Below are 18904 nucleotides of genomic sequence, written 5' to 3' on the forward strand. Positions count from 1 at the left end.
TTCAGGTGGCGTCCTGGTAGCCGCCGTAGGCGCCGCAATGCAGGCACCGGAACACATACGCGGTGGGCGGCTCGTCCATGCTGAGGGCCTCGAAGAAGCTTTGCCACTGCGGGCCTTCGGGCAGGCCCGTGTCGTCGCGGATCGCGGCGATGGCGTCGGGGCCGAGCGCGCGCAGCTCGGCCTGGCCGGCGTGGCCGATGAACGCGGCGGCGTCGTCGCAATGGGTCCACCAGCGTTCCTGCTGCCAGCCGCCGAAGCCCGGCGTGCGCTGCGCCACCTCCTCGATGATCTCGTCGTCCACCTCGTCCCAGGGGGCGCCGCCGATGCCTTCGTCGTCGGTGAAGCTGGCCTCGAGCCGTTCGGCGGCCGAGCCGTCGGCGATGCACCAGGGGCAGATGCATTCGTCGTAGTCGTCCTCGGCATAGACCGGCCCGGCGTAGACGAAGCCGCGCGCCTGGCCGCAGCACACGCACGGATTGTCGGATTCGACGATGCTGCCGGTCGCCAGGGGGTGGGGGTGGTACTTGAAGGTGGGCAGGTCCATGGCGTCTCCTCGTGTCCCGGATGGGCAGGCGGCGCGGGCGCACCGCGCCTTCGAGCTTACCCGACCATGCCGAAGTATGGGCGACCGCGGCGGCGGGGGCGGTTACGATGGCGTCCTCTCAGCCGTTTATGCCGAACGCCGTGCCGCGATTCCTCTTCGCCCGCCTGGGCCTCGCCGTCCTCCTCTCGCAGGCCGCACTCGGCCTGCCGGCGGCACACGCCCATCCGCAGGGCGCCTCGCCCGAGTGGGTGTCGAGCTGCTGTGGCCCGGTCACGCCCGCGGGCGCCGTGCTGGCGCGCTTTCTCGACGGCAGCGGCGTGGAGCAGCGCTGGCTGCCCGGGTGGCGGGTCGACTGGCAGACTGGCGAGGCCCTGGGGCGCTGGGCGCCGGGCAGCGGCCCGCACACCCATTGCTCGGCCTTTGCGGCGAGCCTGAGCGCCCAGCTCGATATCTACCTGCTGCGTCCGCCCGAGCACGGCCAGCGCCTGCTCGCCAATGCCCAGGCCCAGTGGCTGGACAGCCCTGCGGGCGGGGCGGCCGGCTGGACCGCGGTGGCGGGCGCCGCGGCGGCGCAGACGGCCGCCAACCGGGGCGAGCTGGTGCTGGCCGTGTTCGCCAACCCCGACCCGCGCCGTGCCGGCCATATCGCCATCGTGCGCCCCGGCTACCGCTCGGCCGAGGCGCTGCGCGAGGCGGGCCCGCTCGTGACGCAGGCCGGCGCCCGCAATGCGCTCGCCATCCCGCTCGCCCAGGGTTTCGGCGGCCATCCGGGCGCCTGGCTGCCCGAGGACGCGGGCGCGGTGCGCTACTACGCCCATCCCGTGCACCCCGCGCCGCGGATCTGAGCGCGGCACGCCACTTGCTGATGAGACCCCTGGCTCGCGCGCTGCGGACTTGGCGGGAGCCGCCATACGCAATACAGTGCTGGTTCGACACGAGGCGCCATCCGGGTGCGGGGTCGGGGGGAGTCAAGGCGGTGGTGGGGATGTACGTGTATTACGGCCCGGGAGGCCAACCATGCTGAGCAAGGGCGACCGCGTCAGCAATCCATGGACTGATACGCTCGCGCGTCTCGAAGACGAGCGGGTCATGCTGCAGCGGATCGCCGCGGGCGTGCCGCTGGCCGATGTGCTGGTGTACGTGCTGCATGCGGTCGAGGCCCAGTCCAGCATCACCTTGCGCACCTCCATCGCGTTTCTCGACGAGACCGGCGAGCGTCTGGTCGATACCGTGGCGCCGAGCCTGCCGCAGGCCTTTCTCGAGAGCCTGGAGGGCGCGCCCGTCGGGCCGACCGTGGCCTCGTGGGGCGCGGCGGCCTATTTCGGGTCGCCGGTCTATGTCGACGACATCTCCCGCCATCCCAACTGGACCGCCTGGCGCGACCTGGCGCAGGCGCACGGGGTGCAGGCCTGCTGGTCCACGCCGATCCGCGCCACCGACGGCCGCGTCCTCGGCGTGTTCACCAATTACTACGCCGTGCCGCACACGCCCTCGGCGCAGGACATCGACGCGATCGCGCTCGTGACGCGCACGGCCGCGCTCGCGATCGAGCGGCACGTCACCGAACGCGCGCTGCATCAGAGCAGCGAACGCTGGCGCGGCATCTTCGAACGCATGCAGGAAGGCTTCTTCCTCAGCGAGGCGATCCGCGACCGCGACGGCAAGATCTGCGACTTCCGCTTCCTGGAGGTCAATCCCGCGCTCGAGCGCCAGAGCGGGCTGCGCGCCGGCAACACGCTGGGCCGCACCATGCGCGAGATGTTCCCGCGCGTGCCCGAGCAGGTCATGCAGACCTTCATCAACGTGGTCGAGACCGGCGAGCCGGCCCAGTTCGAGATCGCCGTGCCGGGCCCACCGGAGGGCTGGTATGAGGCCCGCGCGCGCCGCGAAGGGCACGACCAGCTCACCGCGCTGTTTCTCGACGTGTCGGCGCGCAAGGCCGCCGAGGCCGAGCTCTGGGAAGGCCAGCATCGCAAGAGCTTCCTGCTGACGCTGGGCGACACGCTGCGCAACCTGCCCGGGCAGGTCGAGATCGAGACGACGGCGTGCGAGGCGCTCGGCCGTCACCTCGGGCTGGGCATGGCGGCCGTGGTCGACGTCGAGGCCGACGACAGCATCACGCTGTCGACCTGCTGGCTGTCGCAGGGCGAGGACGAGGTCACGGCCGAGGGCCTGGCGCAGCAGCTCAGCGGCGAATTCCACGAGGCCGTGCGCAACGGCAAGACGGCCTATCTGGCGCCGTTCCTCACGAGCGCCACCGGCACGGCCCATCCCAGCGCGCTGGCGGTGCCGTTGCGGCGCTGGGGCCGCGTGGGCGGCGCCCTGTACGTGCGGCCCAGCGAGGCCGGCCGCATCAAGGGCAGCGACATCGCCTTCATCGAAGAGGTCGCCGAACGCGTCTGCGACGCGATCGAGCGCGCCGGCTATTCGAAGATGCTGGAGCAGCGCGTGGAGTTCGCCATCGCCGAACGCGACCGCATCTGGCGCCTCTCGCCCGAGCTGCTGGCGGTGGTCAACTCGGAGGGGCGCTTCATCAGCGTGAACCCGGCGGTGCGCGCCATCCTGGGCTGGAGTCCCGACCAGTTCCTGTCGATGCCGCTGGCCGAGCTGGTGCACGCCGACGACCTGGCCGACACGCTGGCCGCGTTCAGCCCGCCGCAGCCGGGCCAGCTGGGCGCGCGCCATCTCGAGAGCCGGCTGCTCAATCGCAATGGCAGCTACAACTGGATCACCTGGAGCCTGGCCCAGACCCAGGGCATGCTGTATCTGGCCGGCCGCGACGACACCGAGATCAAGATCCAGAGCGAGGCCCTGGCCCAGACCGCCGATGCGCTGCGCCAGTCGCAGAAGATGGAGGCGGTGGGCCGCCTGACGGGCGGCATCGCCCACGACTTCAACAACATGCTGCAGGGCATCTCCGGCGCGCTGTACCTGATCCGGCGCAAGCTCAACGCGGGCAAGGTCGACGAGGTCGACCGCTTCATCAACACCGCGATGGAGTCCACCGAGCGCGCCGCGCGCCTGACGCAGCGGCTGCTCACCTTCTCGCGGCGCCAGCCCATCGATCCCAAGCCGCTGTGCCCCGCACGCGTGCTGACCTCGATGGAAGACCTGTTCCGCCGCTACATCGGCGAACACGTCACGCTGGAGTTCGAATTCGCCCCCGACCTGGCGGGCGTTCGTTGCGACGGCAACCAACTCGAAAACGCGCTGCTCAACCTCGTCATCAATGGCCGCGACGCCATGCCCGACGGAGGCGCGCTGCGCATCCGCGCCGAAAACCGCCGGCTCGACGCCGGCATGACGCGCCAGTATCCGGAGCTGGTGCCGGGCGAGTACGTGGCGTTGTCGGTGATCGACACCGGCTGCGGCATGTCGCCCGAGGTGGTGGCCCAGGCCTTCGATCCCTTCTTCACCACCAAGCCGCTGGGCGAAGGCACCGGGCTGGGCCTGTCGATGATCTACGGCTTCGCCCAGCAGGCCGGCGGCATCGCGGTGATCCAGAGCGAGCTGGGCCGCGGCACCAGCGTCACGATGTACCTGCCGCGCTACGACGGCGCCGTGGCCGACGCGCCGCCCGAGGCGCTCGAGGCCAGCACCGGCCCGGTGGGGGATCCGCACGCGGTGGTGGCGCTGGTCGAAGACGACGCGGGCGTGCGCGAGATGGTGCGCGCCAGCCTGGAGCAGTTGCAGGTGCGGGTCATCACCGCCGCCGACGGCGAGGCGGGGCGCCAGATGGTGTGCGCGGCGCCGCGCGTGGACGTGCTGCTGACCGACGTGGGCCTGCCCGGCCTGAACGGCCGCCAGCTGGCCGATGCGGCGCGCATCACGCACCCGCAGGTCAAGGTGATCCTCATGACCGGCTACGCCGAGAACGCGGCGCGCGGCAAGGGCTTCCTGGACGAGGGCATGGAGCTGATCGTCAAGCCGTTCCACATGGAAGACCTGACCGATCGGGTCTGCCGCGTGTTGCGCCAGCAGCAGGCGCGCGCCGCGCAGGCGCAGGATCCGGATGCGGCCGGCCCGCGTCGGGCCTGATCGCGCCTGATCACGCAAGACCGCCCGACGGGCGGGACGTCGCCGTCCCGCCCGTTTTTCTTTCCGGCTATCCCGCGTGCAGCAAGCTCACGGGCCGCGCTTGCCACAGCGTGGCGAGCGCGATGCCGTCGCCGTCGGAGGCCACCGCGGGCGCGCCGTCGGCAAGCGCGTCCGTCCAGGGCGCGCCGGCCCAGGCCGCCGGCAGCGCGATCCGGGTGTCGCGCAGCAGGCGCGCGGCCTTGGCGTCCTGCAGGCCGGCCAGGCGGCGCGCGCAGCCGCGCGGCACCGCCACCAGCACCGCACGGCCGGCATGCTCGCGTAGGAACGCCACCACATGCGCCGCAGCCGGTCCCTGGACCGCGAGCGGGGTGTAGCCGCCCAGCGCATACACGTCGGGGCGCTCCTGGCGGCTGGCCAGCGCGGCGCGCAGCAGATGCAGCTTGACGCTGCCGTCCGCCCACGCCTGCGGCGCGATGCGCCCGGGCGGCAGGGGCCGCTCGAGCAGGGCGGCGCGCAGCGCGAAATCCACCGGCCGGCGATTGTCCGGATCCACCAGGCTCAGGTCCCACAGATCGGTGCCCTGGTACAGGTCCGGCACGCCCGGCGTGGTCAGGCGCAGCAGGGTCTGCGCCAGGCCGTTGACGCGGCCGGCCGGCGCGATGTCCCGGGCCAGGTCGGCCGCGCGCTGCAACAGGGGCGCGAGCGGCGCGCCCGGCGCCATCGACCGGAGCAGGTCGGCGCAGGCGGATTCATAGTCGCTGTCCGGATCGGTCCAGCTGGTGCGCAGCTTGGCCTCGCGCAGGGCCTTGGTCCACCACTGCAGCACGCGCTCGAACCAGGGCTCGAGCGCGGCGGCGTCATCGGGCGCGAGGCCGTCGGGCCAGGCGCCCACCAGGGTCTGGGCCAGCTGATAGCGGTCGGCCGGATGCACGCGGGTGGCGGCGCCCGCGTCGGCCACCCAGTCGCGCGCCCAGCGCACCCAGCGCGCGGGGGTTTCGGTCAGCACCGCCAGCCGGGCGCGCACGTCCTCGCCGCGCTTGTGATCGTGTGTGGCGGTGGCGATCATGGCCTGCGGGAAGTCGCGCGCGCGCTGGGCGCAGGCCGCGTGGAAGTCCTCGACGGAAAGCGCGAAGCCCGAGGGCTCGGCGCCCACCTCGTTGCGCGAGAGCAGCGGCGCATAGCGGTAGAACAACGTGTCTTCGAGCGCCTTGGCGGCCAGCGGCGGCGTGAGCTGCTCGAAACGTTGCAGGGCGTGCGCGGCCAGGCGCTGGCGGGCCGGATCGTCGTCAGTGAGCGGCGCGCCGCTCAGCCACTTGTCCAGCTCCTTCAACAGCGCCTGCATGGCCGGGTCGCCCTCGGCATCGGCGCGCGCCGCGGTCAGGGCCAGGTCGCAGGCCGCCTGGTCGGCCGGGCTGCGGCCGTGCTCGCCGGCGTAGGTGCGGTAGCGCGGGAAATGGCGCAGCAACAGATAGAGCGCGCGCGCGATGGCCGCCTCGGTCCAGTCGCGCGTGGCCGTGTGCGACTGGGCCAGTTCGGCCAGTACGCGCGCCAGCGTACGGCGCTCGACCACGAAGTGACGGCGCAGCATGCGGTCGCGCGCGGCCAGCCATTGCGCGTGCACCGGCCTCGCGTCGCCCGCCAGGCGCTGCCACAGTGCCGTGAAGGGCGCCTCGGCCGCGGGCGCGTGCAACAGCGCGCCCACCTGGTCGAGGAAGTCGTAGCCGGTCGTGCCCTGCACGTGCCAGTGCGAGGGCAGCGCTTCGCCGGGGGCGAGGATCTTCTCCACCACGATGTAGGGTTCGGTCTGCAGGCCCTGCGCATCGCGGTGCGCGCCCGCCTCGAGCAACGCCGTGCGCAGCTGGCGGCAATAGGCGGCGGGCTGCGCCAGGCCGTCGATGTGGTCGATGCGCACGCCGTCGATGAGGCCGGCGCCGTACAGCCGCAGCGTCAGCGCATGCACGGCGTCGAACACCTCCGGCAGCTCCACGCGCACGCCGACCAGCTCGCTGACCTCGAAGAAGCGGCGCCAGTTGATCTGGTCGGGGGCGCAGCGCCACCACGACAGGCGGTAGTGCTGGTTTTCCAGCAGCGCGTGCAGGCGCGCGCGGCCCGCGGCCTCGGCCGGATCGTGTGCGGCCAGCACCGCGTCGGGCAGGGCGCCCGCATCGAGGCTGCCCTCGGCCAGCGGCAGCGCGGTGCCGCCGGCCTCGATCACGTAGCGGGCCGCCTCGGCGTCGAACGCCAGCCGGATCCCACCGCCGCGCAGCGCCGCGTCGTAGGGGTCGCCCAGCACCGGCAGCAGGACCTTGCCGCGCAGCGCCGGCGAGGGCGAGTTCCAGTCGATGTCGAACCAGTGCGCATGGGCGCTGGCCGCGCCGTGCTTGAGCACGTCGTGCCACCAGGGATTCTGCGGATGCGCCGCCATGTGATTGGGCACGATGTCGACGATGATGCCCATCTGCCTTTCGCGCAGCGCCTCGGCCAGGCGGCGCAGCGCGGCAATGCCGCCCAGCGCGGGGCTGACCTGGGTATGGTCGGCCACGTCGTAGCCATGCGTGGAGCCTTCGCGCGCGGTGGTGATCGGCGACAGGTAGAGATGGCTGATGCCGAGTGCCGCGTAATAGGGCACCTGGGCACGCGCGTCGTCCAGGGTGAAGCCTGCGTGCAGCTGCAGGCGGGCGGTGGCGCGCGGGGTGTTCATCGGGTCTCCTTGGGCGGGGCGTTGTCGTCGGGGGCGCCGGGGCGCGCCTGCTGCAGCAGCGCGGCGCGCCGTTGCACCGCGGCTTGCGTGAAGGGTTGCGCCAGGCGGGCGGGCAGGCGGCGGCGCCAGTTCGGGTGGCCCTCGACCGTGCCCGGCAGATTGGGTTGTTCGGTCGCGGCGCACAGGTCTTCGAGCGCGGTGAGCATCAGAGGCGCGGGCGTGGCGGCGACGTGGCCGAGGATGCGGGCCAGCGGCGCGGCGCGTGGCGTCGCCCGGCCCGGGTCGGGCTGCAGCGCGTGCCACAGCGCATCGCGGTCGGCGTCACGTTGCGCGCGCAACGTTTCCTCGGTCTCGTCGGCACCCAGCAGATTCAGGCGCACGCGCCAGTCGATGTCGCGACCGCTCCACCAGCCGCGCACCGTCGGCAAATCATGGGTGGTGGTGAGCGCCACCTTGCTGGCGGGCCACTGGTCGGGCGGCAGGAATGGCGCGGCCTGGCCCTCGGACGCCGCGCCGCGTTCGAACCACAGCACGCTCATGCCGGCGACGCCCGCGCTGGCGAGCGCTTCGCCCATCCCTGCGGGCACCGTGCCGAGGTCTTCGCCGATCGCCACGGCCTCGTGGCGCCAGGTTTCCAGCGCCACCAGCCGCAGCAGGTCTTCGAGCGGGTAGCGCAGGTAGACCCCCTCGGCCGGTTGATTGCCCGGCACCAGCCAGAGTCGCGCCAGGCCCAGAATGTGGTCGATGCGCACCCCGCCGGCGTGGCGCAGGCTGGCGCGCAGCAGATCGATGAAGGGTTGGTAGCCCTGGCTTTGCAGCGCGGTCGGCGAATAGGCCGACAGGCCCCAGGCCTGGCCCAGCGGGTTGTAGATGTCGGGCGGCGCGCCGATGGAGAGCTGCGCCAGGAAGTCGCCTGGGCGGCTCCAGGTCTGGCTGCCGCGCGGATCGGCGCCCACGGCCAGGTCCGTGATGAGTCCGACCCCCATGCCGGCGCGGCGCGCGGCCTGCTGGGTTTCGCCCAGGCTGGCGGTGGTCAGCCATTGCGCGAAGCAATGGAAATCCACGTCCGCCTCGCGCCGCACGGCGAAGGCGCTGACGGCCTCCGAGCGCGCATCGCGCAGCGGCGTGGCCCATTGCTGCCAATGCGCCACGGCGGGGCTGCCGAGCGCCTCGGTGTGTTCCGCATGCAGCGCCTCGAACACGGCGTGGTCGCGCAGGGCCTGGCCGCCGGCCGCGCGAAAGCCGGCGTAGCGGCGCTTGAGCGCGGCCGGCGCGCGCGCGAAATCGCGGTGCAGCTGGCGCAGCAGGGCCAGCCGCAGCCGCGCCGCGCGTGGCCAGTCGATCTGCTGGCGCGCCTCGAGCGCCGCCGCGCGCTCGCGCTCGCGCGCGGGCAGGGCCTGCCAGGCGCGTTCCACGGCGGCGTGGCCGAGCACGGCCGCCGCGTCGGCGTAGAGCGGGTTGAAGAACAGCCGGCTCGACGGCGAGTAGGGGCTGTCGTGCTCGGGATGGGCGCTGTAGAGCGCGTGCACCGGGCTGATGGCCAGGGCCTGCGCGCCGCGCGCGGCGGCGGCCTCGGCCAGCTCGCGCAGGGCGGCGAAGTCACCGAAGCCGGCGCGGCTCGCCACGCGCGCGGGGTCGGCGCAGCGCAGGCTGTAGACCTGCGCCGCCAGGCCCCAGGCACGCGGGGGGATCGGGCGCTGGGCCGAGCGGTTCGGCGCCACGGCCAGGCGCAGGCTGCGCTCGCCGAGGCGCAGCACGTGGTAGCCCGGCCGGCTCGGCGTGACGATGCAGGGCGCACCCTGCGCGTCGGGCTGCAGCACGCCCTGCGCCAGCGTGCCGTTGTCGAGTTCGATTTCATAGGCGCGTGCCGCGCCCGCCGTCATGCCGGGCACGGCGCAGGCCTGGCCCGCCTCGGCGACCAGCAGGGCCGGCGGCGCCGCGTCGCGTTCCTGCAGGGCGCGCAGACTCTCGCGCGCCTCGGCGTCGGTGCCGGCCGGCAGCGCGAGCGCCGCCAGCACCGTGCGCAGGGTATCGGGCCCGACCTGCTGCGGCCGGCCCTGCGCATCGGTCCAGTGCTCGGCGAGACCGGCGGCGCGCGCCAGCACGCCCAGCGCGGTGCCCTCGGGTTTCATGGGGCCTCCGCGGCGTGGGTCCCGTGGGTCAACAGGCACACGGTGCTGGCAGGCGCGAGCACGCCGGCTGCCAGCTGGCGCGCCGCGCCGGCGTGGCTTTCGAACGCGATCTCCGTCTGCGCGTCATTGACGAGCTTGCGCAACGGCGGCGGCAGCACGGCCTCGGCCTCGCCCAGATTGGCGTAGAGACTGAGCTGCGCGCCGTCGGCCAGGCGCCAGGACGCCTGTACCGCGGCGGGCCCCAGCGGCTGGGCGCCGAGCGCCTGCGCGCCGCGCAGCCGCGGCGTGACCAGGCGCGCGCGCAGCTGCAGCAGCGTGGTGTAGTAGTCGATCCAGGCGGCGGCGCGCGGATGCGGTGCCGGCTCGCCGGGCGCGGGCACCAGGTCGGGCCGGCTCGCCATGAAGGTGGCGGCCGCGTTCGGATCGGGCAGGGCGCTCACGTCGTGGCGGGCCATGAAGGCCGCGAACTCGCGCTTGCGGCCGTCGCGCACCGCCTGCGCCAGCTCGGCGTTGTCGTGGCTGGTGAAATACTGGAACGGCACGCGCGTGCCGGTTTCCTCGCCCATGAACAGCAGCGGTATCTGCGCGCTCAACAATTGCAGCGCCACGGCGGCGCGCAGGCGCTGCGGATCCTGCACCAGCGCCTGCAGGCGTTCGCCGAGCGCGCGGTTGCCGGTCTGGTCGTGGTTCTGCAGGAACAGCACGAAGGCGGTGGGCGCGAGCGCCGCGCTCGGCTCGCCGCGCGGCTGGCCGCCGCGGAACGCGGAGGGCTGCCCCTGGAACACGAAGCCTTCGCTCAGGCAGCGCGCCAGCAGGGTGGCGGGCTCGGTGCTGTAGTCGCTGTAGTAGCCGTCCGCCTCGCCGGTGAGCAGATGATGCAGCACATGATGCGCATCGTCGTTCCATTGGGCGTCGTAGCCGGCGCGCAGCAGCGACGCGCGGTTGTCGTCGTTCTCCAGCACGAGGTGCAGCTGGCGCCGCGGATCGACGCCCGCGCGCAGCTGCGCCGCCAGCTCGATCAGCCATTCGTCGCGCGCGATCGCGTGCACCGCGTCCAGCCGCAGGCCGTCGAAGCGATACTCGTTGAGCCAGTGCAGCGCGCTTTCGGCGAAATAGCGTCGCACCGCGGGCTGGCCGAAATCGATGGCCGCGCCCCACGGCGTCTGCGCCGCGGGATTGAAGAACGGCGCGGCGTAGCGCGGCAGATAGTTGCCGTCGGGGCCGAAGTGGTTGTAGACCACGTCCAGCATCACCGACAGGCCCAGGCCGTGCGCGCTGTCGATCAGCGCGCGCAGCTCGTCGGGCGAGCCATAGGCGGCGTCGGGCGCGTAGGGCAGCACGCCGTCGTAGCCCCAGTTGCGCGGCCCAGGAAAGTCGGCGATCGGCATGAGCTCGATCATGGTCACGCCCATGGCGGCCAGCGCGGGCAGGCGGGCGGCCAGGCCCGCGTAGCCCCCGGCCAGGCCGGGATGCACCTCATAGATGACGGTGTCTTCCCAGGGGCGGCCGCGCCAGTCGGGGTGGCGCCAGGCGTATTGGTCGGGCGCGACGACGACGCTGGCATCGTGCACGTCGCCATCCTGCAGGCGCGAGGCGGGATCGGGCACCAGCGTGTCGTCGTCGAGCCGGTAGCGGTAGCGCGTGCCCGGGCCGCAGTCGACCACGGTCTCGGCATAGCCTTCGGCGTCGGGCACGAGCGGAATCGGCGCGCGGCCCTCGATCTCCAGCGCGAGGGTGGGAGGGGCGCTGGGCGCCCACAGGCGGAACCGGGTGCGGCCGTCGGGCTGAACCCAGGCGCCGAAGCCGGGCGTGGACGTGCTCATTGCTGGCCCTCCAGCGGCTCGGGCTCGGGGGCGAGCACCGCGGCCAGCAGCACCAGGCCGTGCGCCGGCAGCGCCAGCTCCGGTTCGGCGTGCGGGCCTTCCAGCGCATCGGGCGCGCTGGTGTCGAGCACGCGCTGCCACGCGAGTGCGGGCTCGGGCAGGCGCAGCGTGGCGGGCTCCTCGCCGCCGTTCACGAGCAGCAGCGTCACGTCGACGCGGCCGTCCTCGAGGCGGGCCGCGCGGCGCAGCATCAGCACCCGGCCTTCCGGGTTGTCCCAGGCGGGCTGGTCCATGCGCTGGCCGTCCAGGTCGAACCAGGCCAGCGCCTGCACGCCCGGCGCGATTTCCTCGTCGGCATTGCCGTAGCGGCGTGCCCGCAGGCTCTGGTGGGCGCGCCGCAGCGCGGTGGCCCGGCCGACGAAGGCGCTGAGCGCGCGGCCGGCCTCCGATTCGGCCTGCTTCCAGTCGAGCCACGAGGTGGGGTTGTCCTGGCAGTAGGCGTTGTTGTTGCCGTCCTGGCTGTTGCCGAACTCATCGCCCGCCAGCAGCATCGGCGTGCCGTCGGACAGCAGCAGGGTCGCGAGCAGCGCGCGCTGCACGCGGTCGCGCAGCGCCAGGATGTCGGGATCGTCCGTCGGGCCTTCCACACCCCAGTTGCGGCTGTGGTTCTCGCTGTGGCCGTCGCGGCCGTCCTCGCCGTTGGCCTCGTTGTGGCTGTGGTCGTAGCTCACGATGTCGCGCGTCGTGAAGCCGTCGTGGGCCGCGACGAAGTTGACGCTGGCCCACGGCCGCCGATGGCGCCGGTCGAACAGGTCGCGCGAGCCCACCAGCCGCGCGGCGAGATCGCCGCGCACGCCGCCGTCGCCGCGCCAGAAGCGGCGCACGCCATCGCGATAGCGGTCGTTCCATTCCGCGAATCCGGGCGGGTGGTTGCCGAGTTGATAGCCGTCGGGACCGATGTCCCACGGCTCGGAGATCAGTTTCACCCCGTTCAGCACGGGGTCCTGCAGGATGGCGTCGAAGAAGCCCGAGCCCGGGTCGAAGCCGGTGCCTTCGCGCCCGAGCGTGGAGCCCAGGTCGAAACGGAAGCCGTCGACCTGGTACGACTGCACCCAGTAGCGCAGCGAGTCCATGATCATCTGCAGCACGCGCGGGTGCGACACGTTGACCGTGTTGCCCGTGCCGGTGTCATTGATGTAGTGCCGTTCCTCGCCCGGCACCAGGCGGTAGTAGCTGGCGTTGTCCAGGCCGCGCCACGACAGCGTCGGGCCGAACTCGTTGCCCTCGCAAGTATGGTTGTAGACCACGTCGAGAATCACCTCGATGCCCGCGGCGTGCAGCCGGCGGATGGCCTGGCGCAGCTCGTTCGGCCCCTGGTGCGGCACGTAGGTCGGCTCGGGCGCGAAGTACGACAGCGTGCTGTAGCCCCAGTAGTTGCGCAGGTCGCGCTCGGTCAGGAAGCGATCCTGCAGGAAGGCGTGCACCGGCAGCAGTTCCACGGTGGTGACGCCGATGCGGTTCAGGTGCTCGATGAAGCGCGGATCGGCCAGGCCGGCGGCGGTGCCGCGCATCGGCACGCGCAGCGTGTCGCGCTGCATCGAGAGCCCGCGCAGGTGCGCTTCGTAGATGACGGTGTCGTTCCAGTCGATGCGCGGCGGGCGGGTCTCGCCCCAGTTGAACGGCGTGGCGTCGGTCACGACGCCCTTGGGCATGGCCGGCGCGCTGTCGCGCCGATCCAGGCTCAGGTCGCCGCGCGCGTGGTTCAGGCGATAGCCGAACAGGCCGTCGGCCCATTGCAGCGGCGCATGCAGCTGGCGCGCGTACGGGTCGAGCAGCAGCTTGTGCGGATTGAAGCGATGGCCGTTGCGCGGGTCGAACGGGCCGTGCGCGCGATAGCCGTACAGCAGGCCCGGCTGCGCGTCCGGCAGGTAGCCGTGCCAGATCTCGTCGGTGCATTCGGGCAGATCGAAACGCCTGAGTTCCTTGCGGCCACGCGCGTCGAACAGACACAGCTCGATGCGGGTGGCATTGGCGGAGAACACGGCAAAATTCACGCCCAGGCCGTCGCTGGTGGCACCCAGCGGATAGGGCCTGCCAGGCAGCAGGTGGGGCAGACTGTGGTAGTCCATGGCCTCAATTCTCCAGCGAGAGGTAGATCGTCGATAAAGCGGGAAGGGTGAGAGAAAGGGATTGCGGGTGGCCGTGGGCCGGCAGGTCTGCGGTGCGGGCGCCGCCGGCGTTGCCCTGGCCCCAGCCGGCGTAGACGTCGGCATCGGTGTTCAGGCATTCGCGCCAGTGGCCCGCGCGCGGCACGCCGATGCGGTAGTCGTGGCGCGTGACCGGCGTGAAGTTGCTGACCGCCAGCACCCAGCCCTCGCCGTCGGTGCGCAGCATCGCGACCACGCTGTTGTCGCTGTCGTCGCCGATGGCCCAGACGAAGCCGGCCGGATCGCTGTCGCGCGCCGACAGGGCCGGCAGCTCGCGGTAGAGCCGGTTCAGGTCGCCCACCAGGCGCTGCACGCCGTGATGGCCGGCGTGATCGAGCAGGTGCCAGGGCAGCGACGCGTCGTGGTCCCACTCCGTCGGCTGGGCCAGCTCGCCGCCCATGAAGAGCAGCTTCTTGCCGGGATGGGCCCACATGTAGCCGAAGTAGGCGCGCAGGTTGGCGAGCCGGGCGGCCGCGTCGCCGGGCATCTTTCCCAGCAGCGAGCCCTTGCCGTGCACCACCTCGTCGTGCGAGAGCGGCAGGATGAAGCGTTCGGAATAGGCATAGACCATGCCGAAGGTCATGTCGTGGTGATGGTGCTTGCGGTGCACGGGGTCGTGCGCCATGTAGCGCAGCGTGTCGTGCATCCAGCCCATGTTCCACTTGTAGTGAAAGCCGAGGCCGCCGTCGGCGACCGGGGCCGTGACGCCGGGCCAGGCGGTGGACTCCTCGGCGACCGAGATCGCCCCGGGGCAGTGCTCGCGCAGCGTCTGGTTCAGCGCCTGCAGGAACGCCACCGATTCGAGGTTCTCGCGGCCGCCATGCACGTTGGGAATCCACTCGCCGGCGTTGCGGCTGTAGTCGCGATACAGCATCGAGGCCACCGCGTCCACGCGCAGGCCGTCGATGTGGAACTGCTCGAGCCAGTGCATCGCGCTGGCGATCATGAAGGCGCGCACCTCGGTGCGCCCGAGGTTGTAGACCAGCGTGTGCCAGTCGGGGTGGTAGCCCTCGCGCGGGTCTTCGTACTCATACAGCGCGGTGCCGTCGAAGCGGCCCAGGCCGTGGGCATCCTCGGGAAAGTGCGCGGGCACCCAGTCGAGCAGCACCGCGATCCCGGCCGCATGGCAGCTGTCGATGAAGTGGGCGAATTCCGCCGGGGTGCCGTAGCGCGCGCTGGGCGCGAACATCGACAGGGGCTGGTAGCCCCAGGAGCCGCCGAACGGATGCTCCATGATCGGCATCAGCTCCACGTGGGTGAAGCCGAGCGACCGCAGATAGTCGGGCAGGCGCTGTGCGAGCCGGGCCCAGACGCTGCCGTTGTCGGTCGCGTTGGGCGGCGGCAGCCAGGCGCTGGGCGAGAGTTCGTAGATCGAGATCGGCGCGTCGGGCGACTGCGCAGCCGCGCGCCGGTCCATCCAGGCCTGGTCGTGCCAGGCGAAGGGCGTGGGGTCGGCCACCACCGAGGCGGTGGCGGGCGGCAGCTCGGTCTGGCGCGCATGCGGGTCGGCCTTCATCAACACCTGCCCGGCGCGCGTGGTGATGGCGAACTTGTAGCGTTCGCCCGGCCCGATGCCGGGCACGAAGATCTCCCACACGCCGGCCGCGTGGCGCAGGCGCAACGCGTGGCGGCGCGTGTCCCAGCCGTTGAAATCGCCCACCACGGCGACGTGCGCCGCGTTCGGCGCCCAGACGGCGAAGCGCACGCCCTCGGCCGCGCCCAGCCGCGTGACCTGCGCGCCGAGCTCGCGCCCGGCATGCCACCACGAGCCCTGGCTCAGGCTGCGCAGCGCGTCTTCGTCGATCAGCGGGCCGTAGGCGTAGGGGTCGGCATGCTCCAGCGTCACCTCGCCCGTGCCGCCGGGCCAGGTCACGGCCAGGCGGTAGGAGGCGGGATCGCCGGGGCGGGCGAAAGGCACGTCGGCGCCGAACAGGCCCGGCGCGGATTCGGCGAGCGCGATGCGCTCGCCCTTCGGGCTCACGGCGGCCACGGCCCGGGCGCCGGGCAGCAGCGCGCGCACCTGGCCGTCGTGCGGACCCAGGACGGCGTAGGGGTCGGCATGGCGGCCGGCGAGCAGGCCGGCGATGTCGTGGTCGGAAAGCACGGTGCTGCGGGAAGCCATCAGTCGGGGTCCTTGTCGAGGGCGGCATCGATCAGGCTTGCCCGGGCCTGTTCGACCAGGGCATGCAACGGGATGGAGATCCAGTCGGGCCGATGCGCGGCCTCGTAGCAGATTTCATAGGCGGCCTTCTCCAGTTGCGAGAAGGCCAGGAGGTCGGCGGGCAGGGTGGCGCCGGTGCCGCCATAGCCCGCGAGAAAGGCCTGCGCGGCGCGGTCGCGGAACAGCCCGAGCAGCTTGTCGCGCAGCTCCTGCGGCGCACCCGCCGCGGCGGCGCCGGCGGGCGGCGCGTTGGCGTCGACCGGCACCCCGGCGCTGGTTTCCTCGCGCTGGAGGGTTGCGGCCGCATAGTCGAACGAACGCAGCATGCCGGCGACGTCCTTGGCCGGGCTCGCGAGCGCGCGGCGCGCGTCCAGGCCGTGGATGGGTTCGCCCTCGAAGTCGATCAGGTAGGCGTCGGTCTGCGCCACCAGGACCTGGCCCAGGTGCAGGTCGCCGTGCACGCGCGTGAGCAGGCTGCCAGTGAGCGCCTGCGCCTGCCGCTCGAGCAGGGTCGCGAGGCGGTCGCGATGCTCGGCCAGCCAGGCTGCGCACGCGCGCGAGGCGGGCTCGAGTCGGTCATGCACGCGCTGCAAGGCCTGCAGGGCCGCGTCGAGCTGTGCCACGGCGTGCTGCGCGGCCGCGGCCGCGTCCTGCGTGGTGGCCTGGCGCGGCGCGAAATCGGTCTCGTCGGTGTCGCGGGCCAGCACCGCGTGGAGCTCGGCCAGGCGTTGCCCGATGGTCTGCACCATCACGGCGTAGCCCTCGAGATTGGCCTCGAATTCCTCGGGCGCGGCGCCGGTCAGCAGCGCGCCTTCGAGATTGCGCTTGACCGTGTCGAGCGTCCAGTGCCAGGCGTCGCCCTCGTTGATCACGTATTCGTGCATCAGCGCCAGCGTGCGGCGCGCGCCGGCGGCGTCGATGCGCACCACCTCGCCCAGCAGCGCGGGCGTGTGGCGGTAGCCCGCACGCGTCAGGTAGCGCGTCATCTCGGCTTCGGGCGAGGCGCCGGGGCTGACCATGCGCATCAGCTTGAGCACGGCCCGGTCGCCGACCACCACCGAGGTGTTGGACTGCTCGGCCGACAGCCAGCGCAGTTCGGTCTCGTCGCCCAGGGCGAGGTCGGCCAGGCCGGCCTCGCCCTCGAAGCGCACCTCGCCGTCGGCGGCGCCTGCGCCGTCCACGCTGGGCAGGCGGCTCGACTGCGCGAAGCCCGTCAGCAGCGCGTGCACGAACTCGGGCATCAGCATGGCGTCGGTCAGCGTGCCGACCTCGGCCACGCGCCGCACGCGGGCGATGGGATAGGGCACGTTGGCGTCGGAGAAGCTCAGCGCCAGCGGCGCGTTGACGCGCGCGTCGCCGGCGCCGCTGTCGATCTCGGTGAGGAAGCATTCGAGCTCGGGGGCCGAGGCGGCCGCGGGCAGCGCGGTGACGCTGGCGAGACGGGCCACCTCCGGCGCGCCGGTGCCCGGATACCAGCGCTGGCGCGCCAGATAGGCCGGCAGCACTTCGCGCTCGAGCAGCGGCAGCGAGGTGTCGGTGTAGGCCAGGCCGCCGCGGCGCTTGCCGCGCATCACCAGGGTCAGTTGATCCGGCATGGGATCGGGCATGCTGGCGTGCCAGCCCGGCGGCGCGGCGTTGGCGCTGAGGTCGAGCCAGTAGAAGCCATAGGGCGGCAGGGTCAGCAGATAGGGCAGCTCGCCGATGCCCGGGAACGGGGTCTTGCCCAGCATCTCGACCGGCACGCGGCCGTTGAAGTCCTGCAGGTGCAGCTCGACCGGCTGCGCCGCCGACGACAGGTTGGCCACGCACAGAATGGTGGTGTCCTGCCAGCTGCGCAGATAGGCCAGCACCTTGCGGTTGCCCGGGTAGAGAAAGCGCAGCGTGCCGCGGCCGAAGGCCTGGGTCTGGCGCCGCTGCGCCAGCAGGCGGCGGGTCCAGTTGAGCAGGGAATGCGGATCGCGCTGCTGCGCCTCGACGTTGATCGCCTCGTAGCCATAGAGCGGCCCCATGATGACGGGCAGCGGCAGGCGTTCGGGATCGGCGCGCGAGAAGCCGCCGTTGCGGTCGGGCGACCATTGCATGGGCGTGCGCACGCCGTCGCGGTCGCCCAGGTGCACGTTGTCGCCCATGCCCAGCTCGTCGCCGTAGTACAGCACCGGCGTGCCGGGCATGGAGAAGAGCAGGCTGTTCATCAGTTCGACGCGGCGCCGGTCGCGCTCGAGCAGCGGCGCGAGACGGCGGCGGATGCCGAGGTTGATGCGCGCGCGCGGCTCGGCGGCGTAGACGCTCCAGAGGTAGTCGCGCTCGCGGCTCGTCACCATCTCCAGCGTCAGCTCGTCGTGGTTGCGCAGGAAGATCGCCCACTGGCAGGTCTCGGGGATGTCCGGCGTCTGGCGGATGATGTCGGTGATCGGCAACCGGTCTTCCTGCGCGATCGCCATGTACATGCGCGGCATCAGCGGGAAGTGGAACGACATGTGGCATTCGTCGCCGCGGCCGAAGTATTCCTGCGCGTCTTCCGGCCACTGGTTGGCCTCGGCCAGCAGCATGCGGTCGGGGTACTCCGCGTCGATCACGGCGCGGATCTGGCGCAGCACCGCATGGGTCTCCGGCAGGTTCTCGTTGTTGGTGCCTTCGCGCTCGACCAGGTAGGGCACGGCGTCGAGCCGCAGCCCGTCCACGCCCAGGTCGAGCCAGTGCCGCATCACCGCGAGGATCTCGCGCAGCACCTGCGGGTTGTCGTAGTTGAGATCGGGCTGGTGGGAATAGAAGCGGTGCCAGAAATAGGCGCCCGCCACGGGGTCCCAGGTCCAGTTCGACTTTTCGGTGTCGACGAAGATGATGCGGGTGCCGGCGTAGGCCTTGTCATCGTCGGACCAGACATAGAAGTTGCGCGCCGCCGAGCCCGGCTTGGCGCGGCGGGCACGCTGGAACCACGGGTGCTGGTCGGAGGTGTGGTTGACCACCAGCTCGGTGATCACGCGCAGCCCGCGGGCGTGCGCGGCGCGGATGAGGCGGCGCACGTCGGCCACGTTGCCGTAGTCCTCGTGCACGCCGCGATAGTCGGCGATGTCGTAGCCGTCGTCGCGCCGCGGCGAAGGATAGAAGGGCAGCAGCCACAGCGTGTTCACGCCGAGGTCGGCGATGTAGTCGAGTTTCTGCCGCAGGCCGGCGAAGTCGCCGACGCCGTCGTTGTTGGCGTCGAAGAACGACTTCACGTGCAGCTGATAGATGATGGCGTCCTTGTACCAAAGGCCATCGTCCTGCGGGGTGGGGGGCGCGGTCGGGGTATCCATGG

At 72.2% G+C, this 18904-nt stretch carries 9 protein-coding genes; 2 read left to right on the plus strand and 7 right to left on the minus strand.

Going from position 1 to position 18904, the window contains the following annotated elements; translation table 11 throughout:
- Position 1 precedes the first annotated feature (1 nt).
- Entirely contained in the window at positions 2-544 is a 543-nt protein-coding gene (locus tag CEG14_RS09010; protein ID WP_094826046.1) for a CbrC family protein, read from the minus strand.
- Between the two features lie 140 nt (positions 545-684).
- Between CEG14_RS09010 and CEG14_RS26580 the strand changes: the two genes are divergently transcribed.
- Together CEG14_RS26580 and CEG14_RS09020 are read left to right on the plus strand one after the other, a co-directional pair.
- Positions 685-1389 carry a hypothetical protein gene (locus tag CEG14_RS26580; RefSeq protein WP_143277183.1) on the plus strand — a complete coding sequence of 235 codons (705 nt, stop codon included), beginning with the start codon at positions 685-687 and terminating at the stop codon, positions 1387-1389.
- A gap of 172 nt (positions 1390-1561) precedes the next feature.
- Complete coding sequence (locus CEG14_RS09020) at positions 1562-4582, plus strand: GAF domain-containing protein (protein ID WP_094826048.1); 3021 nt, start codon at positions 1562-1564, stop codon at positions 4580-4582.
- 67 nt (positions 4583-4649) lie between these two features.
- Here the strand turns inward: CEG14_RS09020 and treY are convergent, their stop codons facing one another.
- The 6 genes from treY to treS are packed head-to-tail and all read right to left on the minus strand — an operon-like array spanning position 4650 to position 18902.
- Entirely contained in the window at positions 4650-7283 is a 2634-nt protein-coding gene (gene treY, locus CEG14_RS09025; protein ID WP_094826049.1) for a malto-oligosyltrehalose synthase, read from the minus strand.
- Positions 7280-9415: a 4-alpha-glucanotransferase gene (gene malQ, locus CEG14_RS09030; protein WP_094826050.1), complete on the minus strand. Its 2136-nt coding sequence runs from the start codon at positions 9413-9415 to the stop codon at positions 7280-7282. The genes treY and malQ overlap by 4 nt, the downstream gene beginning before the upstream one ends.
- The gene (gene treZ, locus CEG14_RS09035; protein ID WP_094826051.1) at positions 9412-11238 is read right to left on the minus strand and encodes a malto-oligosyltrehalose trehalohydrolase; all 1827 of its coding nucleotides are present in this window, start codon (positions 11236-11238) and stop codon (positions 9412-9414) included. The genes malQ and treZ overlap by 4 nt, the downstream gene beginning before the upstream one ends.
- Positions 11235-13367 carry a glycogen debranching protein GlgX gene (gene glgX, locus CEG14_RS09040; protein WP_094826052.1) on the minus strand — a complete coding sequence of 711 codons (2133 nt, stop codon included), beginning with the start codon at positions 13365-13367 and terminating at the stop codon, positions 11235-11237. The genes treZ and glgX overlap by 4 nt, the downstream gene beginning before the upstream one ends.
- A gap of 4 nt (positions 13368-13371) precedes the next feature.
- Positions 13372-15567, minus strand: a complete 2196-nt coding sequence (gene glgB, locus CEG14_RS09045) for a 1,4-alpha-glucan branching protein GlgB (protein WP_094826053.1) — start codon at positions 15565-15567, stop codon at positions 13372-13374.
- Entirely contained in the window at positions 15567-18902 is a 3336-nt protein-coding gene (gene treS / locus CEG14_RS09050) for a maltose alpha-D-glucosyltransferase (RefSeq protein ID WP_094826054.1), read from the minus strand. Before treS ends, glgB begins: the two co-directional genes overlap by 1 nt.
- Positions 18903-18904: the final 2 nt, after the last annotated feature.

This window comes from Bordetella genomosp. 1, assembly GCF_002261335.1.
In the GTDB taxonomy this organism is placed as follows: Bacteria; Pseudomonadota; Gammaproteobacteria; order Burkholderiales; family Burkholderiaceae_B; genus Bordetella.